Origin of the sequence: Bacillus cereus group sp. N12, from assembly GCF_016483575.1 — a bacterium.
Taxonomy (GTDB): domain Bacteria; phylum Bacillota; class Bacilli; order Bacillales; family Bacillaceae_G; genus Bacillus_A; species Bacillus_A toyonensis.
In genome coordinates, this window is record NZ_JAEHBO010000007.1 from 1 (window position 1) to 15420 (window position 15420).

Here is a 15420-nt window from a genome sequence, read left to right on the forward strand (position 1 = left end):
CGATTAATGAGTGAGCTTAACATTCAGTCTATTATTCGGAAGAAGCGTCGCTTCTTTAAAGGGAATTATTCTAATACTTTTCCAAATGTTTTAAACCGTGAATTCAAAGATCGCCAACAAAATGAAGCGCTTGTTACAGACATTACCTACCTACGATTTCAAGAGGGCTTCCGCTATCTTTCTGTTGTACAAGATATTTATAATAACGAAGTTGTTTCTTGGAAAATATCCAAGCGTAATGATAATGAACTTGTATTAGATACAATTGAATTGTTGGCACAAAAAAGAGATGTGCGTGGAACCATTCTCCATTCAGATCAGGGGTTCCAGTACACATCTTATGCCTACAACAAACGACTTTTAGATTTAGGTATCATCGGCAGCCACTCTCGCAAAGGAAACTGCCATGATAATGCCTGTATCGAGTCATTTTTCTCCCATTTTAAATCGGAGATGTTGTATTTGAATCATTTTAAAACAGAAGCGGATTTAATACAAGCAATTGAAGAATATATTTACTTTTATAACTATAAACGTTTCCAAAAACGACTCAACCATCGAGCTCCGATAGAATATCGAATCTCGATGGCTGCTTAGTCTTTTTAATACTGTCTACTTGACAGGGATAAGACCATTCAGCGTCGTCTTTTTTATAAATTTTACTTTCCTCCATTAAATGATGATAAGTCCCGTAATTAAACAAAAGTGTTAATATAATAAAAAAGGAGAAATGAGAAATGTATAGAAAAATCGTTGAGTATGATTCTAAAATGTTTTTAAAAATGTGGTGAGTGAAAAAAAAGAACCCTTTATAAAAGGGGTTCTAATGGTGAGTGAATCTATTAATTGCAATCTTGATAATATTCATCACATGAATCGTTATTCTCGTTACAGCAAATACAAAATGTTTTTTGGACAAATAAACTAACTATACTAGTAGAACCTTCCTGTTTTGTAAGAGTAAGACTTTGAAAATCTTCAACTTGAAATATTTTTGTTTGAACAGGTTGTAATGTTGTAGTAATTGGGCGACTAGATTTTCTTGTGAGAATAGTTACTTGAACGGGTGCACTCATGCCGACGACGAATAACTGAATTAATGTTTTATTATGATTGTTTGTAAAATCCTCGAATACAGTTTGTGGAGCAGTGGTTTCAAGGAAAACAGATACAGGTATATTTCCATTTGCATTTTCTGCAGAACCAGCAATTGTATGGGTTTCAATAAAACAGTTATTTTTTTGATCGTCCGAATGTGATTGTTTTTTATAATATTTTTTACCATCTTTATAAAAATAATTTGCCATACTTATGTTACTCTCCTTTCTTTGAGATATCAATATATATTATTAAACAAAAGGAAAAAGTGCTTGTACAAAAGGTTAACATCCGCTATCGTAAATAATTGAAAACGCTATTTGATATGTATATAATTTGAGAATGTTTTAGTTTTTAAGTAAAAATAAAGCACACATTAAAGTGTGCTCCTATGAAAGCTTTAAATTTGTATGACTAAATAGTCACCATACAATAAAATATGCTTATTTAATATAAATGTGTGTCGAATCTATAATAATATATTTCGGCTCACATTGCGTTTTTATTACCGAATTTGTGCAACCGTTAACGCTGCCGAACGAATGTCTACAGTACCAATTACTTCAACGGGTACAATTTGAATTAAATCACCAGGGTTTAAGTTAATGAGAATGACACCACTGGATACATCAACTTCACCAGTGCCAAAAATATTAGAACGGACTGCGGTTCCAGATCCTGCAATGATATTAGTTGATGAGTTTAGTGTCAAGAAAAATCGTGCTGCTTCCGGTGCTACGGGAACATTATCAAGGCTAATTGTTAGTGTATAACTAATTTGATATATACCAGCTATTTGAATTCTAATACCAGTTCCAATACTAATTGTATCATTTATTACGGGAACGGTAATATTAGGATTTGGCCCTGTACTAGGTAATAGTAGTGGGGTGAATAATGTTGCAAATTGAGGTGAAGTAGCATTGAAAGCAAAACCAAGGGCAGGTAGTGTACTAGGGGCTTGTGCACCACAATTAAAGTGCGTGAATTTACGACTAGATGAGAGCATATTTTCACTCCTTTCTTTCATTTAGATAACGTAAGTAATAATCTCACGTTTTGGACAAGCATAATACAATATATGAAAATTTATAGTACAAAGTGCAGAAGTGTTACTATTACGGATAATTTTTAATTTTATATAGAAAAAAGCAGCTAGCCGAATTAGCAAACTACTTGGTAGGTTTTTAAAGAGAAAACAGGAGAATATTGACGGGATATAGATCTTTATTCAGAGGGTTCAAATACCATTAAAGAAAAAAATATAGCATACCGCATTCCAAATCATGCAATCTAAATAATTGTAAAGGTTATATATTATAAAACCTATATAAATAGTCCTCTTGAAAAATTTTGAAATTGGCTAGCAATACAGGGGTAGGTGTAATAGTATCAATTTTAAATTTTATATAGAAGTCACTATTAGGTACATGAATGTATGACTCTCAATACATGGGGATTAAATTTTTTGTACAAGAATTTCATCTTGCGGGTCGTTGTTTTTAATAACTCGAAAGCGGTAGGAACATTATACTGCCAGCAAATTGAAAGTTTATAGATATGATATTAGAATATCCACCAAAAATAATTCAAAACGAATAAGATACAAAAAAGGTTACTATAAGAATACTTCATGTAAATTCATATAGTAACCTTTCTATTATGATAATACTTTCGTCATAAGTATATGTGGAATGCTATCTTCCATAAATACATTGGAAGAAGTTTGATAGTCTAATTTTTTATAAAATCCTTCAGCTTGTGTTTGCCCGTGTAGTTTCACTTTTGTAGCTTTTTTGCTACGGGCAATTTCTTCTAACGTTTGAATAATTACTTTACCTAATCCGTATGTACGATAATCTTTTAAAATACAAATGCGTTCTAGTTTTCCGGCACCATCAACAAATCGTATACGACCTGTACCTACAGGAAGCTCATTATAATAAACTAAAATATGTTTACATTCTTCACCGATTTCATCAAATGTATCGAATTCATCTTCAAGAGGAACACCTTGTTCTTTTACAAATACTTCTTTTCGAATGTGAAAGGCAGTTTCTAAATCTGTAAGTTTTGTTATGAGTTTGGATTGCAAATTGTTCAGTCCTTTCTAGTGTAATCAGTTTTTGTTTTCATAGTATATCATAATAAATAGCTATAAAGAGAAGAAGAAAATAATAAAAAGCCGACTTTAAAAAGTCAGCTTTCATTATAGTTCCTTTATCCCGTTTTTAGTACCGATAATCGCTTTCCTTGTCATATTTATAAACAATCCTGAATCAACTACACCAGTAATCATTTTTAATTGTTCGTGTAAATTAGCAGGATTAGATATATGATTAGGAAATATACAATCGATAATCATGTTATGATTATCGGTAATAAAGGTTTCATTATTTTTTATACGTAACGTTGTTTGACACCCTAAAGATTGAATTTTACTTTCGGTTTGTTTCCATGAAAAAGGGATAATTTCAACAGGCAATGGGAAATTACCTAAACGAGCCACAAGTTTTGATTCATCAGCAATAATAATGAGTTCTTTAGAGGAGGAGGCAACAATTTTCTCACGAAGTAATGCGCCACCGCCGCCTTTTATAAGCTGTAAATCGGAATCAATTTCATCCGCTCCATCAATTGTAAGATCAAGACTTTGTACGTCATTTAAAGAAATCAGCGGGATGTTTAGTTGCTTTGCTAAAGCTTCAGTTTCCTTTGATGTTGGAACAGCTTGAAAGTATAGTCCTTCTTGTACAAGTTGACCTAATTTTTGTATCGTCCAATATACGGTAGATCCTGTGCCTAGTCCAATGTTCATTCCATCTTTTACAAAGTTAGCAGCATATTCGCCAACAAGTTGTTTTAAATTCATCATTTTACTCCGCTGGGCGTGGACCGGCAGCTAATCCTGAATTTTCAACTGTAAGTACCGGACGAACGACTATATCTTTATGTACACGCATTTGACAAGATAATCGTAAATGATCTTCAATCCCTTTTTCTGTCATCGCATTTTTTTCATTCGCACTCGCTTCACAGAAATCACCCGCTATAATTTCTACTCTACAAGTTGTGCAACGTGCATTTCCACCACAACGATGAAGAATGTTTACACCGTTATCTTCAATTGCTAATACTAACTTTGTTCCTTCTTTCACATCAAAAGTGCCAGCACCTTCAATTGTTAATTTTGGCAAATTTGTTCCTCCTCACGTAAAATTGTACATAACATATTTATGACCGCGAATTATTGAACATAAACATTATTTTTTTATAAGTCCCGTAACTTTTTCGTTTCATCAATCGTTTATTAAGTAAGCGCTGAAAAGGAGTGGTTATTTTGTGCACAAAAGTAACGCAATTGTTTAAGAAAGATATCGATATGAATCATTCAAATATAAATTTTTTGATTGAAAATTATGCAGAGTTAAAAAGGTATTGTACGTTTTTAACGAAAAACAGATGGGATGGGGAAGATCTCGCCCAAGAAACAGTTTGTAAAGTTCTTCAAAAATATAGTAATAAAGATATTTGCATGACACTTGTATATAAAATAGCTAGAAATCGTTGGTTAGACCAGATAAAGTCAAAATCAGTTCATGAAAAAATAAGGGAACAAATTACTTTCGAAGAACCACATGAAAAAATTGCAAATTTGCATGAAATGGTAGGGAAAGTATTATCTTCATTAAATGTACAACAATCCACAATTTTATTATTAAAGGATGTTTTTCAATATAGTATCGCTGATATCGCTAAAGTATGTTCTGTATCGGAAGGAGCAGTGAAAGCTTCTTTATTTCGGAGTAGAAATAGGCTGAAAACTGTAAGTGAAGAAGGGCTTGAAATCGTTGAATTCACAGAAGATATTGATATTGTTGTAACGTCTATTCGTGAAGAAAGGCCGGAATTGTTAACTAAGCTTCTTCCAACAATAGATTTTACGAAGTTACCAACTAAACAACCTGTCTTATTACTCAGTGCGAAAAACTCTTCTTCCTACAGTTGTATGCTTTGTGCGGCATAACAATTATTGGAGGGATTTAAAATGAATGCAATTCCATATGTAGTAGAGCAAACGAAATTAGGAGAACGTTCCTATGATATATATTCAAGGTTATTAAAAGACCGAATTATTATTATCGGTTCAGAAATTAATGATCAAGTAGCGAGTAGTGTTGTAGCTCAATTATTATTTCTAGAAGCGGAAGATGCAGAGAAAGATATATATTTATACATTAATAGCCCAGGTGGATCAACGACAGCAGGTTTTGCAATATTAGATACAATGAACTTAATTAAACCAGACGTGCAAACGCTTTGTATGGGATTTGCAGCATCATTTGGTGCGTTGTTACTCTTATCAGGTGCAAAAGGAAAACGATTTGCATTGCCTAACAGTGAAATTATGATTCATCAACCGCTTGGTGGTGCGCAAGGGCAGGCAACTGAAATCGAAATAACAGCAAAAAGAATATTAAAGCTAAAGCATGATATTAATAAAATGATTGCAGAAAAAACAGGGCAACCGATTGAAAGGGTAGCACATGATACAGAAAGAGATTATTTTATGACTGCAGAAGAAGCGAAGGAATATGGGATTGTAGATGATGTTGTTACGAAAAAATAAGATAAAACAGGCTAGAGAATATGCGAATTCTCTAGCCTGTTTTATTAATCTTTTATCCATTCATCAACTAACGATTGATTCTTTTCAATCCATTTTCGTGCTGCTTCTTCTGGATCTTTCGTTTTATTTAGCATGACCATTAACGTACCAAGCTGCTCATCGTTCATTTTCCATTTATCAAAGTATTTCACAATATCCGGATGATCTTTTTCGAAACCTTTACGAACGGAGTAATAAATGTCATCTTTTTCACCATATACTTTCTTAGGGTCTTTTAAATATTTTAAATCAAATTCTGAAAAACCCCAATGAGGATTCCAAAGCGTAACAGCGATTGGTTTCTTTTTCGTATATGCCTTTTTTAATTCACTCATCATCGCAGCTTCTGAAGATTGGACAAGTTTTAGTTTAATATCATATTCCTTCATCGCCTTATTTGTTAAATTCATTAGGCTGCTGCCAGGTTCGATTCCGACAATTTTGTTATCTAGTTCATCTTTATGTGCATTTAAATCCTCGATACTGTTTATGTTTTTCAAATAAGAAGGAACGACAAGGCCAAGCCCTGTACCTTCATACCATTTTGATTTTAAGACAATGTCATTTTTATATCGATCATTTAATGGTTTATCCGTAACAGGCAGCCATACTTCTAAATTTGCATCAACATCACCACGAGCGACACCAGTCCAAATTGCAGCTTTTTCTAAATACATGAGTTCAACTTTGTAGCCTTTTTGTTCTAATAACACTTTCCACATGTTTGCAGTTGCAATATTTTCTTTCCAACTTGTTACACCAAGTTTAATTTTTCCTTTCGAATTTGCATTTGTTGCATTACATGAGGTGAAAATCATAGTAATAAATAATGCAAGGCATATAAGCCATATTTTCTTTCTCATTGAAAACCTCCTAAGAAACGTTTGCCTTTTTAAATAAATGTATAAGTAAGCATTCTTATTATGAACGGAAACGAGAATTTTAAAGAAATCTTATGAATGTCATTTTTATGTAATATTTCTTTGTAAAATCGCAACACTATGTAAATAGATGGGTAGAAAAGGAGTAGTGACATGGATAATACAAAGGTGCGTGTTGAAAACGTAACAAAAGTATTTGGGAAACACCCGCAAAGAGCCCTTTCTTTATTAAAAGAAGGAAAAAGCAAATCCGAAATTTTAAAAGAGACCGGAATGAATGTTGGTGTGAAAAAGGCAACGTTTGAAGTATACACCGGAGAAATTTTCGTTATTATGGGTTTATCCGGTAGCGGGAAATCAACGCTAGTTCGAATGCTAAATCAATTAATCAAACCGACAGCGGGGCATATATACATAGATGGTGAAGACATCGCAACGATGGGAAAAGAAGAGTTACGAAGAGTAAGAAGAACGAAAATGAGTATGGTGTTTCAGAAGTTTGCTCTATTTCCGCATCGTACTGTTTTACAAAATGTTGCATACGGATTAGAAATACAAGGAGTTCCAGTAGAGGAACGAGAGAAAAAAGCGTTAGAGTCACTTAAGTTAGTGGGACTCGATCATCATAAAGACAATTATCCAAGTCAACTTAGTGGTGGGATGCAACAGCGAGTTGGTATTGCGAGAGCACTTACGAATGATCCGGATGTTTTACTTATGGATGAATCATTTAGTGCATTAGATCCGCTTATTCGAAAAGAAATGCAAGATGAATTGTTAGAGCTACAAGATAAAATGGAGAAAACAATAATATTTATTACTCATGATTTAGATGAAGCACTTCGAATTGGAGATCGTATTGCATTAATGAAAGATGGAGAAATTGTTCAAATTGGAACGCCTGAAGAAATTATGATGAGCCCTGCTAATGAATTTGTAGAAAAATTTGTTGCGGATGTGAATTTAGGAAAAGTAATTACGGCGGAGTCTATATTAAAACGACCGGAGACTTTATTAATTGACCGTGGACCTCGTGTGGCACTGCAAATTATGAGAAATGCGGGCGTTTCTACAGTATATGTTGTAAACAAAAAGTATGAGTTTTTAGGTATATTAACCGCAGATGATGCAAGTAAAGCAGTACAAAAACAGTGGCCGATTGCTGATTTATTACTTAACGATATTCCGCACGTTTATTTAGATACTTTACTTGAAGAGACGTATGCAAAAATGGCAGAGATGAAATATCCGTTACCCGTTATTGATGAGAAGAAAAGGTTAAGAGGAATTATTAAACGTGAAAGTGTCATTCAAGCTCTTGCAGGTAACATTGAGGAAGAGGTGAAAGACGATGAATAGTATACCGCGTATTCCATTAGGGGAATGGGTCGACTCGTTTGTTGCAAGTTTATATGAGAACTTTGAAGGTTTGTTCCGAGGATTCTCGTATATTATCGGAGGATTCGTTGATTTACTCACTAATTTTTTAACAATAATACCAGCCATATTGATGATTATTATCCTATGTTTCTTCATTTGGTACACAACGAGAAAATTATCTTTAGTTATTTTTACACTCATCGGATTGTTATTTATTTTAAATATTAACTATTGGGCACAAACGATGCAAACATTAGCACTCGTACTTACGTCTGTTATTATTTCGATTATTGTCGGAATTCCAATCGGTATTTTAGCATCTCAAAATGAGCGTTTCTCAAAGTTTTTAAAACCAACATTAGATTTTATGCAAACAATGCCCGCATTCGTATATCTCATACCAGCGATTACATTTTTCGGAGTAGGTGTAGTACCTGGCATAATTGCATCAGTAATCTTTGCGATGCCACCAACAATCAGATTTACAGACTTAGGAATTAGACAAGTTCCGGAAGATTTAATTGAAGCAGCGAATGCATTTGGATCCACAGCATCACAAAAACTATTTAAAGTACAATTACCACTCGCAACTGGGACGATTATGGCCGGAGTGAATCAAAGTATTATGCTTTCGTTATCGATGGTTGTAACAGCGTCACTTGTAGGAGCACCAGGACTAGGAGTAGATGTGTACCGTTCTGTAACACAAGTTAATATCGGAATGGGATTTGAAGCGGGACTAGCCATTGTTGTCATCGCGATTATATTAGACCGCATTACACAAGGATTTCATCAAAAAAGAAAATAACAAAAAAACACACTTTATTATAAAAAGTGTGTTTTTTTGTTCGAAAAGATTACATACGAACAATAACAGAACCGCCAGCTGGTGCACAAACTTGATTTTTTTCTTGTTCCATTGATTTTATTAATTGATTATTTTCTTCGATTAATGAGATTAATTTCGCTAATTGGCTTTCAAGACTTGCGATGCGCTGCATCATATATTGAGAATCGTGATGCAGCGTATTTCTTACGGGATGGGGGGAGTAAGCATATTGTTGATTTATATTTGGATTCCAATGAGGATACATTTGAATCGTTCCTCCTTCAATGAATAACTGATCTTTCTTATAGTAAATGCCTATGTAGATGTAATGGTGACTTGAAAATTCTTTCATATAAAGAGGATTAAATAGGGGGAATGGAAAAGTAATAAAGTACATTTTTTGGAAATTTTCAAATGGGATAGAAAATATATTAGGAAATAGCAACATTCATGTAAATATTAAATTGGGAGAAATGATGAGAGGAGATGCTATTTTGGCTAATAATAAAAAAAGAAATAATGCAATGACAATTGGTGTCGCTATAGGCGTTGTAATCGGCGTAGTACCTGGCTTATTTACTGATAATGTAGTAATTGGAATTGCGATTGGGATTGTAATTGGAATGGGGATTGCGGTTTTGAAGAAGGAATGAGGTGCAAATTATTAAAATGAAATAATGTAAAAATTCCTAATTTAAAAGATTGAATTTTCGGAATGAAAAACCTGTTTTTCCTTTTTTTATGATATTATATATAAAAAGGATGGTGATGGATATGTCAATAAACAATCCAGCAGAACAAAACTGCTTCATTTGTGAAAAACATAAAGGAAACATTATAGTTCCAGGTGGCGCTATTTATGAAGACGATCTTATATACGTTGGACATGTCCATTGGGATACAGAAGAAACATATCTCGGTTACGTAATGATTGATATAAAAAGACATGTACCTGGTCTTGCTGAATTAAATGAAGATGAGGCGAAAGCATTTGGACTTATAACAAGTAGAATAAGTAAAGCGCTAACAGAAAACGAAGGTGCAGAACATATTTACACGTTTGTTTCGGGTAATGGTGTACCGCATTTACATATGCATATTATTCCCCGTTATCCGGATACACCAAGAGAATTTTGGTCGCCTACTGAAGTAGCAAATTGGACTGGTGCACCATATGGAGGTTCTGAAGAAATTAAAAAACTATGTGAAAGAATACGAAAGTATATGGTAAATGAGTATGTATACAACAAATAATAACCAATATTCATGGGTTGGAAATACGGAAATGTGTTTAGGGGAAATCTCAGTTAAGCAATATGATGACATTGTACTTGGTAAATACGGTGGGAATATAAGTGCCGGAGCAAAAAAGAATGAAGACGGTGCGTTAGTTTGGTCAAATGATGATTGGGAATTTGCAGCTATTTTAGACGGGCATAATAGCGCAGAAAGTGTTGATTTAGTTATACATACAATCGAAAAAGAATATGTAAATATAAAAATAATGATGAATGAACGAATTGAAACAGTTTTTCAATCAGTTGCAAATCATATACTTACAATTTTTCAATCCTCCTCATTTAAAGAAAAGTGCAAAAGAGTTAAAGGTGAAACAGCTTTTTTACTATGTGTAAGAAAAGAAAACTACATATGGTGGCTATCTATTGGAGACTGTCTCGTTTATGTATTTCATGATGAATTACATAAATTAGGGCAATACGCACTAAATCAACGTCATTTTTACGAATGGATTGGCAATGTAAATACATTTGAATTACCTGTACCTTGCTATTCATCAGGAATTCGTGAATTACGTACTGGCAACAATCGAATTGTAATGGTGACAGATGGGGTATTAGAATGTGGGGAACGTCGTTATGAAACGCCATTAAATCTGTATAACGATATGAATGAAAATAAGATAGAGCTTAAAGAAAATGTTCACAATGTTTTAGAACACGTGCATCATCAATTGGGGCGAGATAGTGCAACAATTATTAGTTGGGATGTTGAAAATAAAAAGAATGCTACGTATCCGAGTGATCAGCCGGAGAAAATGAAAGTAAGAAAATAAAAGGAGGGGGGTCCGTCAATTACAAAAATGGCTCTATTAATTTTATAGGTACTATCCATATTCGCTTATGAAAGAATAGCAAGAAAAAAGTTAAACATCCTGAAACAAAAAGGATGAGAAATAGATTGTTGTTGTACAATACATAAAACATGTCTTGATAAAACTACTACTTAAGCATAAAGAAAATGAAAACATTATCGAAACATGGAAAAATTATATAGTCTACTTTATTAAAAATATAATTAATTTAATAGGAGGGAATGCAATGGGCAACTCTACTATTTGGATTATAGTTATTAGTATGATAATTGGAGGGTATTTTTTAGAAAAGTTTTTAAGAAGAAAATTAAATATGCCAAAGGGCAATGTTTGGATATATAAGCATGTAAATAGTTTACATGTAAAATTAGAAATAGGTCTTTTTATCGTATATCTTATATTAAGTTTTATTTATCTGTTCAAAGCAGAAAATGCTAATATAGGAATTGTTGTACTTATTTATTTTGGAGCAATTTCCTTATTACGCGTATGGATGGAATGGAAGTATAACAGAGAGACAAAGGAATATATTCTTTCTATAATTGGATTCTTTGCATTTGTTTTTATGGTTTCAATGTTGTTTTATTTTGATCCTCTTTCTACATATTGATATCGTTTGGGTTTTTAATGATGAATATTTAATAAGAGTAGCCACCATTATTTATCTTGATAGTTACTCTTTTTATTTACATCTTCCTAAAACTCCTCAAAACAAGAAATTCCCACAATCTCCAAGGAAGAATCTTCTTCGCAAAAATCATAAATTTCACACTTTTTCCAATTGGATATCGTAAATTAGTACGCTTTGCTTCAGCAATTTCAACGATTTTATTAGCAACATCTATCGGGTTACCAAATGTATCACTACCGCTATTAATATGTTTTTGTATTTTATCCATATATTCTTTGTAAGGAGATGTTGTATCAGATTGGTTTCCAGCTAGTTGTTTACCAACCTCCCATATGTTTGTGTTATAAGAACCTGGTTCAAGTAAAGCAACATCAATTCCGAAAGGTTTTACCTCTAAGCGAAGGGATTCACTCCAGCCTTCTAATGCATATTTTGAAGATACATAAGGAGATAAACCAGGGAATCCAACTTGGCCGCTAATGCTGCTTATATTAATGATTTTTCCACTTTTTTGTTCTCTCATATATGGTAAAACAAGCTGAGTGATTGATATAGCGCCAAAAAGATTCGTTTCAAATTGTTTACGATATTCCTCTACTAGAATTTCTTCTACAAATCCTCCATTTGCATATCCTGCATTGTTTATTAGGAGGTCTACTCTATTAATTTCTTTTAAAAACAATTGGAAGTTATGTATAGAGTTTTGATTTGTTACATCTAATTGTTGAATTTTTATGTTTTGTTGTAAGTTTAGTTTAGTAGCTTGAGATAGTAAGTTTACTTGTTTTTCAAGGTTTCGCATTGTAGCAATGACAATATAGTCTTTTTTTGCTAGTTCAAGTGTCGTTAATAGTCCGAATCCACTGGAGGCTCCTGTAATAACCGCGATTTTTTTATTCATTGGTCGCTCGCTTTCTTTTTCTTTTATCATAACGAGTTATAGGAATAAAATCTATTAATGATACATGTTGTTTTAATAAGATTATATGATAAAGTGCTTTAGTTTTTTCATTTATATATGTATTGGAATGATTTAAAAAGGGAATTGTGTAGACTCAGCGTATATAGAGAAGTAAGTATTATATAAGCCAATGAAATGAGGGAAGAAAAATGGTCCATGTGAAAGACGTATTAGCAGATCAGTTGTTAGCAAATGCGAATGATCCTAGTTGGTATATGCCATTTTCAGATGCAGTGAAGGATTTATCTGAGAGAGAAGCTTTCTGGAAACCGAATGAAGAGAGTAATAGTATAGCAGAAATTGTACAACATTTACTGTATTGGAACTCAACGTGGCAAACTAGGTATAAAGAATCAAATGTTAATGCGGTACCCGCTATTGGTGACAATAACAAAAGCTTTATGCTATCAGATAATCAAACATTCGAAGAGTTAAGGGAAAAATTATTAGAGAAATTGTTACAATGGCAAAATCTCATTAATGAAGACAAGGTTGAAAGTGATGTAGTTGGATTTCCTGTATCCGCGAAGTGGTGGGAAGTGCTAGGTAATGTAACTACTCATAATGCGTATCATATTGGTCAAATTATTTACATCCGGAAACTACAAAAAAGTTTTGATAGTGAATAAGGGAATGATTCTCTAGTAAGGTGAACAAAAGTGGACAAAGCGAGACAGCTGTCTCGCTTTGTCCACTTTTTTATTTTTAAAAAGAAGAGAAAGTCTATTAAATCAAGGTTAGAGTTTGGCACGCTTCTTGCAATATAAAAGATGAACAAGAAAATAGGAGGGCTGGACATGTTAAAAACAACTGAAAGTAAAGGGAATGAAATTACGAAAGAACAAGCTCGCTGGATGTATGAAAAAATGTTAGAGATTCGTAAATTTGAAGATAAGGTACATGAATTGTTCGCGCAAGGTGTTTTACCAGGTTTCGTTCATTTATATGCTGGAGAAGAAGCGGTAGCAGTTGGTGTATGTGCCCACTTAACGGATAGTGACAGTATTACAAGTACACATAGAGGTCACGGACATTGTATTGCAAAAGGGTGTGATTTAAATGGTATGATGGCTGAACTTTTCGGGAAAGCGACAGGATTATGTAAAGGTAAAGGCGGTTCCATGCATATTGCCGATTTAGATAAAGGAATGCTTGGTGCGAATGGCATTGTAGGCGGGGGTTTCCCACTTGCTTGCGGTTCAGCATTAACAGCTAAATATAAAGGAACAAAAGATGTAAGTATTTGCTTCTTCGGTGACGGAGCAAATAATGAAGGAACATTCCATGAAGGGGTTAATTTAGCGGCGATTTGGAAGTTACCAGTTATTTTTATCGCTGAAAATAATGGTTACGGTGAAGCAACTACATTTGAATATGCTTCAAGTTGTGATTCTATTGCTGATCGTGCAAAAGCATATAACATTCCGGGAGTTCAAGTAGATGGAAAAGATTTACTAGCGGTATATAAAGCAGCGGAAGAGGCTGTTGAACGTGCACGTAATGGCGGTGGCCCAACTTTAATTGAATGTATGACATATCGTAATTACGGCCATTTCGAAGGAGAAGCACAAACGTATAAAACTTCAGAAGAAAAAGAAGAACATTTAAATGAAAAAGATGCGATTGTGAATTTTCGTAAGCATTTAATTCATGAAGGTTTATTAACGGAATCTGAACTTGTTGATATGGAAAAAGCAGTAGATGAAGCAGTGCAACGATCAATTGATTTTAGTGAAAATAGTCCATATCCAGAGGATGAAGAATTATTAAAAGATGTATACGTTTCTTACAAATAAGAGGAGGGTGAAAAATAATGACTAGAACAGTAAGTATGTCAACTGCTATCAATGAAGCGATGAAAATATCAATGCACCGTGATGAAAATGTAATTTTAATAGGTGAAGACGTTGCGGGTGGTGCACAGGTTGATCATTTGCAAGATGATGAAGCGTGGGGCGGTGTTCTTGGCGTTACGAAAGGGCTTGTACAAGAATTTGGCCGAAATCGTATTTTAGATACACCAATTTCTGAAGCTGGTTATATGGGAGCTGCGATGGCAGCGGCGGCAACGGGATTACGTCCGATCGCTGAATTAATGTTTAATGATTTTATCGGTAGTTGTCTTGATCAAGTTTTAAACCAAGGTGCAAAATTCCGTTACATGTTTGGTGGAAAAGCAAAAGTACCAGTTACAATTCGTACGATGCATGGTGCTGGATTTAGCGCAGCAGCTCAGCATTCTCAAAGTTTATACGCGTTATTTACGAGCATTCCAGGTATTAAAGTTATCGTTCCGTCCACCCCGTATGATGCAAAAGGCTTATTATTAGCGGCAATTGAAGATGATGATCCAGTAATCTTCTTTGAAGATAAAACACTTTACAATATGAAAGGTGAAGTGCCAGAAGGATATTATACAATTCCTTTAGGAAAAGCAGATATTAAACGGGAAGGCTCTCATATAACGATTGTCGCAATTGGGAAGCAAGTTCATACTGCGCTTGCGGCTGCGGAGCAATTATCGAAAAAAGGACTTGAGGTAGAAATTATTGATCCACGCTCTTTATCACCGCTTGACGAAGATACAATTTTAGCATCTGTTGAAAAAACAAATCGTCTTATCGTTATTGATGAAGCAAACCCAAGATGTAGTATCGCAACAGACATTGCAGCAATTGTAGCGGATAAAGGGTTCGATTTATTAGATGCACCTATTAAACGAATTACAGCACCACATACACCAGTTCCGTTCTCACCACCACTTGAAAAACTATATTTACCAACGCCAGAGAAAGTAATTGAAACGGTATCAGAAATGATTGGGGACCGTTCTTTATTGAATGTGTAATGAAACGATG

Annotated in this window: 20 protein-coding genes; 12 read left to right on the top strand and 8 right to left on the bottom strand. The window is 33.9% G+C overall.

The annotated features are described in order from the left end of the window. The coding region (locus JDS92_RS05570) for an IS3 family transposase (protein WP_199631632.1) at nt 1–597 on the top strand (597 nt) is incomplete at its 5' end. A 245-nt stretch (nt 598–842) separates the two neighbouring features. Here JDS92_RS05570 and JDS92_RS05575 read toward each other — a convergent pair. The 5 genes from JDS92_RS05575 to JDS92_RS05595 form a co-directional block, all read right to left on the bottom strand. Then, nucleotides 843–1307, bottom strand: coding sequence for a hypothetical protein (locus tag JDS92_RS05575; protein WP_000024959.1), 465 nt, complete (start codon nt 1305–1307; stop codon nt 843–845). 296 nt (nt 1308–1603) lie between these two features. Beyond that, entirely contained in the window at nt 1604–2107 is a 504-nt protein-coding gene (gene exsF, locus JDS92_RS05580; RefSeq protein ID WP_000953228.1) for an exosporium protein ExsF, read from the bottom strand. A 651-nt stretch (nt 2108–2758) separates the two neighbouring features. Further along, the gene (locus JDS92_RS05585; protein ID WP_001190886.1) at nt 2759–3193 is read right to left on the bottom strand and encodes a GNAT family N-acetyltransferase; all 435 of its coding nucleotides are present in this window, start codon (nt 3191–3193) and stop codon (nt 2759–2761) included. Nucleotides 3194–3307: 114 nt separating this feature from the next. After that, nucleotides 3308–3970, bottom strand: coding sequence for a ribose-5-phosphate isomerase RpiA (gene rpiA / locus JDS92_RS05590; protein ID WP_098711329.1), 663 nt, complete (start codon nt 3968–3970; stop codon nt 3308–3310). Between the two features lie 4 nt (nt 3971–3974). Next, nucleotides 3975–4295, bottom strand: a complete 321-nt coding sequence (locus JDS92_RS05595) for a 2Fe-2S iron-sulfur cluster-binding protein (protein ID WP_001125383.1) — start codon at nt 4293–4295, stop codon at nt 3975–3977. Between the two features lie 143 nt (nt 4296–4438). On the opposite strand from JDS92_RS05595, the gene JDS92_RS05600 reads away from it, so the two are divergent. Both JDS92_RS05600 and clpP read left to right on the top strand, forming a co-directional pair. Continuing rightward, a complete protein-coding gene (locus JDS92_RS05600) occupies nt 4439–5125 on the top strand; it encodes an RNA polymerase subunit sigma-70 (RefSeq protein ID WP_098711328.1) in 687 nt (228 codons plus the stop codon). A 21-nt stretch (nt 5126–5146) separates the two neighbouring features. Then, nucleotides 5147–5728 (top strand): ATP-dependent Clp endopeptidase proteolytic subunit ClpP, encoded by a 582-nt coding sequence (gene clpP / locus JDS92_RS05605; protein WP_000991620.1) that lies wholly within the window; start codon nt 5147–5149, stop codon nt 5726–5728. Nucleotides 5729–5772: 44 nt separating this feature from the next. Here clpP and JDS92_RS05610 read toward each other — a convergent pair whose 3' ends face one another. Then, entirely contained in the window at nt 5773–6630 is an 858-nt protein-coding gene (locus JDS92_RS05610) for a glycine betaine ABC transporter substrate-binding protein (RefSeq protein WP_001227651.1), read from the bottom strand. A 171-nt stretch (nt 6631–6801) separates the two neighbouring features. Here JDS92_RS05610 and JDS92_RS05615 point away from each other — a divergent pair, with 171 nt between their 5' ends. Beyond that, nucleotides 6802–8007 carry a quaternary amine ABC transporter ATP-binding protein gene (locus JDS92_RS05615; RefSeq protein ID WP_000370617.1) on the top strand — a complete coding sequence of 402 codons (1206 nt, stop codon included), beginning with the start codon at nt 6802–6804 and terminating at the stop codon, nt 8005–8007. Further along, entirely contained in the window at nt 8000–8836 is an 837-nt protein-coding gene (locus JDS92_RS05620) for an ABC transporter permease (RefSeq protein ID WP_001084771.1), read from the top strand. Before JDS92_RS05615 ends, JDS92_RS05620 begins: the two co-directional genes overlap by 8 nt. Before the next feature lie 49 nt (nt 8837–8885). On the opposite strand, the gene JDS92_RS05625 is transcribed toward JDS92_RS05620, so the two are convergent. Next, nucleotides 8886–9122, bottom strand: coding sequence for a hypothetical protein (locus tag JDS92_RS05625; protein WP_000283217.1), 237 nt, complete (start codon nt 9120–9122; stop codon nt 8886–8888). A 211-nt stretch (nt 9123–9333) separates the two neighbouring features. Here JDS92_RS05625 and JDS92_RS05630 point away from each other — a divergent pair, with 211 nt between their 5' ends. The 4 genes from JDS92_RS05630 to JDS92_RS05645 all read left to right on the top strand — a co-directional run bounded on the left by JDS92_RS05630 (nt 9334) and on the right by JDS92_RS05645 (nt 11580). Next, complete coding sequence (locus JDS92_RS05630) at nt 9334–9510, top strand: glycine zipper domain-containing protein (RefSeq protein WP_001213777.1); 177 nt, start codon at nt 9334–9336, stop codon at nt 9508–9510. 115 nt (nt 9511–9625) lie between these two features. Next, the gene (locus JDS92_RS05635) at nt 9626–10111 is read left to right on the top strand and encodes an HIT family protein (RefSeq protein WP_106080549.1); all 486 of its coding nucleotides are present in this window, start codon (nt 9626–9628) and stop codon (nt 10109–10111) included. Then, complete coding sequence (locus JDS92_RS05640) at nt 10089–10931, top strand: PP2C family serine/threonine-protein phosphatase (protein ID WP_098711327.1); 843 nt, start codon at nt 10089–10091, stop codon at nt 10929–10931. The genes JDS92_RS05635 and JDS92_RS05640 overlap by 23 nt, the downstream gene beginning before the upstream one ends. 265 nt (nt 10932–11196) lie before the next feature. Then, a complete protein-coding gene (locus JDS92_RS05645; RefSeq protein ID WP_000528453.1) occupies nt 11197–11580 on the top strand; it encodes a DUF4181 domain-containing protein in 384 nt (127 codons plus the stop codon). 76 nt (nt 11581–11656) lie between these two features. Here the strand turns inward: JDS92_RS05645 and JDS92_RS05650 are convergent, their stop codons facing one another. Continuing rightward, the gene (locus tag JDS92_RS05650) at nt 11657–12502 is read right to left on the bottom strand and encodes an oxidoreductase (protein ID WP_206772960.1); all 846 of its coding nucleotides are present in this window, start codon (nt 12500–12502) and stop codon (nt 11657–11659) included. A 209-nt stretch (nt 12503–12711) separates the two neighbouring features. Between JDS92_RS05650 and JDS92_RS05655 the strand changes: the two genes are divergently transcribed. The 3 genes from JDS92_RS05655 (at nt 12712) to acoB (ending at nt 15410) form a co-directional block, all read left to right on the top strand. Then, nucleotides 12712–13191, top strand: coding sequence for a DinB family protein (locus JDS92_RS05655; protein WP_000233795.1), 480 nt, complete (start codon nt 12712–12714; stop codon nt 13189–13191). 168 nt (nt 13192–13359) lie between these two features. Further along, entirely contained in the window at nt 13360–14358 is a 999-nt protein-coding gene (gene acoA / locus JDS92_RS05660) for an acetoin:2,6-dichlorophenolindophenol oxidoreductase subunit alpha (protein ID WP_070173311.1), read from the top strand. A gap of 17 nt (nt 14359–14375) precedes the next feature. Then, nucleotides 14376–15410: an acetoin:2,6-dichlorophenolindophenol oxidoreductase subunit beta gene (acoB, locus tag JDS92_RS05665; RefSeq protein ID WP_000198876.1), complete on the top strand. Its 1035-nt coding sequence runs from the start codon at nt 14376–14378 to the stop codon at nt 15408–15410. Nucleotides 15411–15420: the final 10 nt, after the last annotated feature.

Bases quoted from the DNA above. Each gene is read 5' to 3' on its own strand.
- acoB (WP_000198876.1), top strand. From the start codon at position 14,376: ATGACTAGAACAGTAAGTATGTCAACTGCTATCAATGAAGCGATGAAA.
- JDS92_RS05630 (WP_001213777.1), top strand. From the start codon at position 9,334: ATGAGAGGAGATGCTATTTTGGCTAATAATAAAAAAAGAAATAATGCA.
- JDS92_RS05640 (WP_098711327.1), top strand. From the start codon at position 10,089: ATGAGTATGTATACAACAAATAATAACCAATATTCATGGGTTGGAAAT.
- JDS92_RS05575 (WP_000024959.1), bottom strand. From the start codon at position 1,307: ATGGCAAATTATTTTTATAAAGATGGTAAAAAATATTATAAAAAACAA.
- JDS92_RS05635 (WP_106080549.1), top strand. From the start codon at position 9,626: ATGGATATGTCAATAAACAATCCAGCAGAACAAAACTGCTTCATTTGT.
- exsF (WP_000953228.1), bottom strand. From the start codon at position 2,107: ATGCTCTCATCTAGTCGTAAATTCACGCACTTTAATTGTGGTGCACAA.
- JDS92_RS05615 (WP_000370617.1), top strand. From the start codon at position 6,802: ATGGATAATACAAAGGTGCGTGTTGAAAACGTAACAAAAGTATTTGGG.
- JDS92_RS05650 (WP_206772960.1), bottom strand. From the start codon at position 12,502: ATGAATAAAAAAATCGCGGTTATTACAGGAGCCTCCAGTGGATTCGGA.
- clpP (WP_000991620.1), top strand. From the start codon at position 5,147: ATGAATGCAATTCCATATGTAGTAGAGCAAACGAAATTAGGAGAACGT.
- JDS92_RS05645 (WP_000528453.1), top strand. From the start codon at position 11,197: ATGGGCAACTCTACTATTTGGATTATAGTTATTAGTATGATAATTGGA.
- JDS92_RS05620 (WP_001084771.1), top strand. From the start codon at position 8,000: ATGAATAGTATACCGCGTATTCCATTAGGGGAATGGGTCGACTCGTTT.
- JDS92_RS05655 (WP_000233795.1), top strand. From the start codon at position 12,712: ATGGTCCATGTGAAAGACGTATTAGCAGATCAGTTGTTAGCAAATGCG.
- JDS92_RS05610 (WP_001227651.1), bottom strand. From the start codon at position 6,630: ATGAGAAAGAAAATATGGCTTATATGCCTTGCATTATTTATTACTATG.
- acoA (WP_070173311.1), top strand. From the start codon at position 13,360: ATGTTAAAAACAACTGAAAGTAAAGGGAATGAAATTACGAAAGAACAA.
- JDS92_RS05625 (WP_000283217.1), bottom strand. From the start codon at position 9,122: ATGTATCCTCATTGGAATCCAAATATAAATCAACAATATGCTTACTCC.
- rpiA (WP_098711329.1), bottom strand. From the start codon at position 3,970: ATGAATTTAAAACAACTTGTTGGCGAATATGCTGCTAACTTTGTAAAA.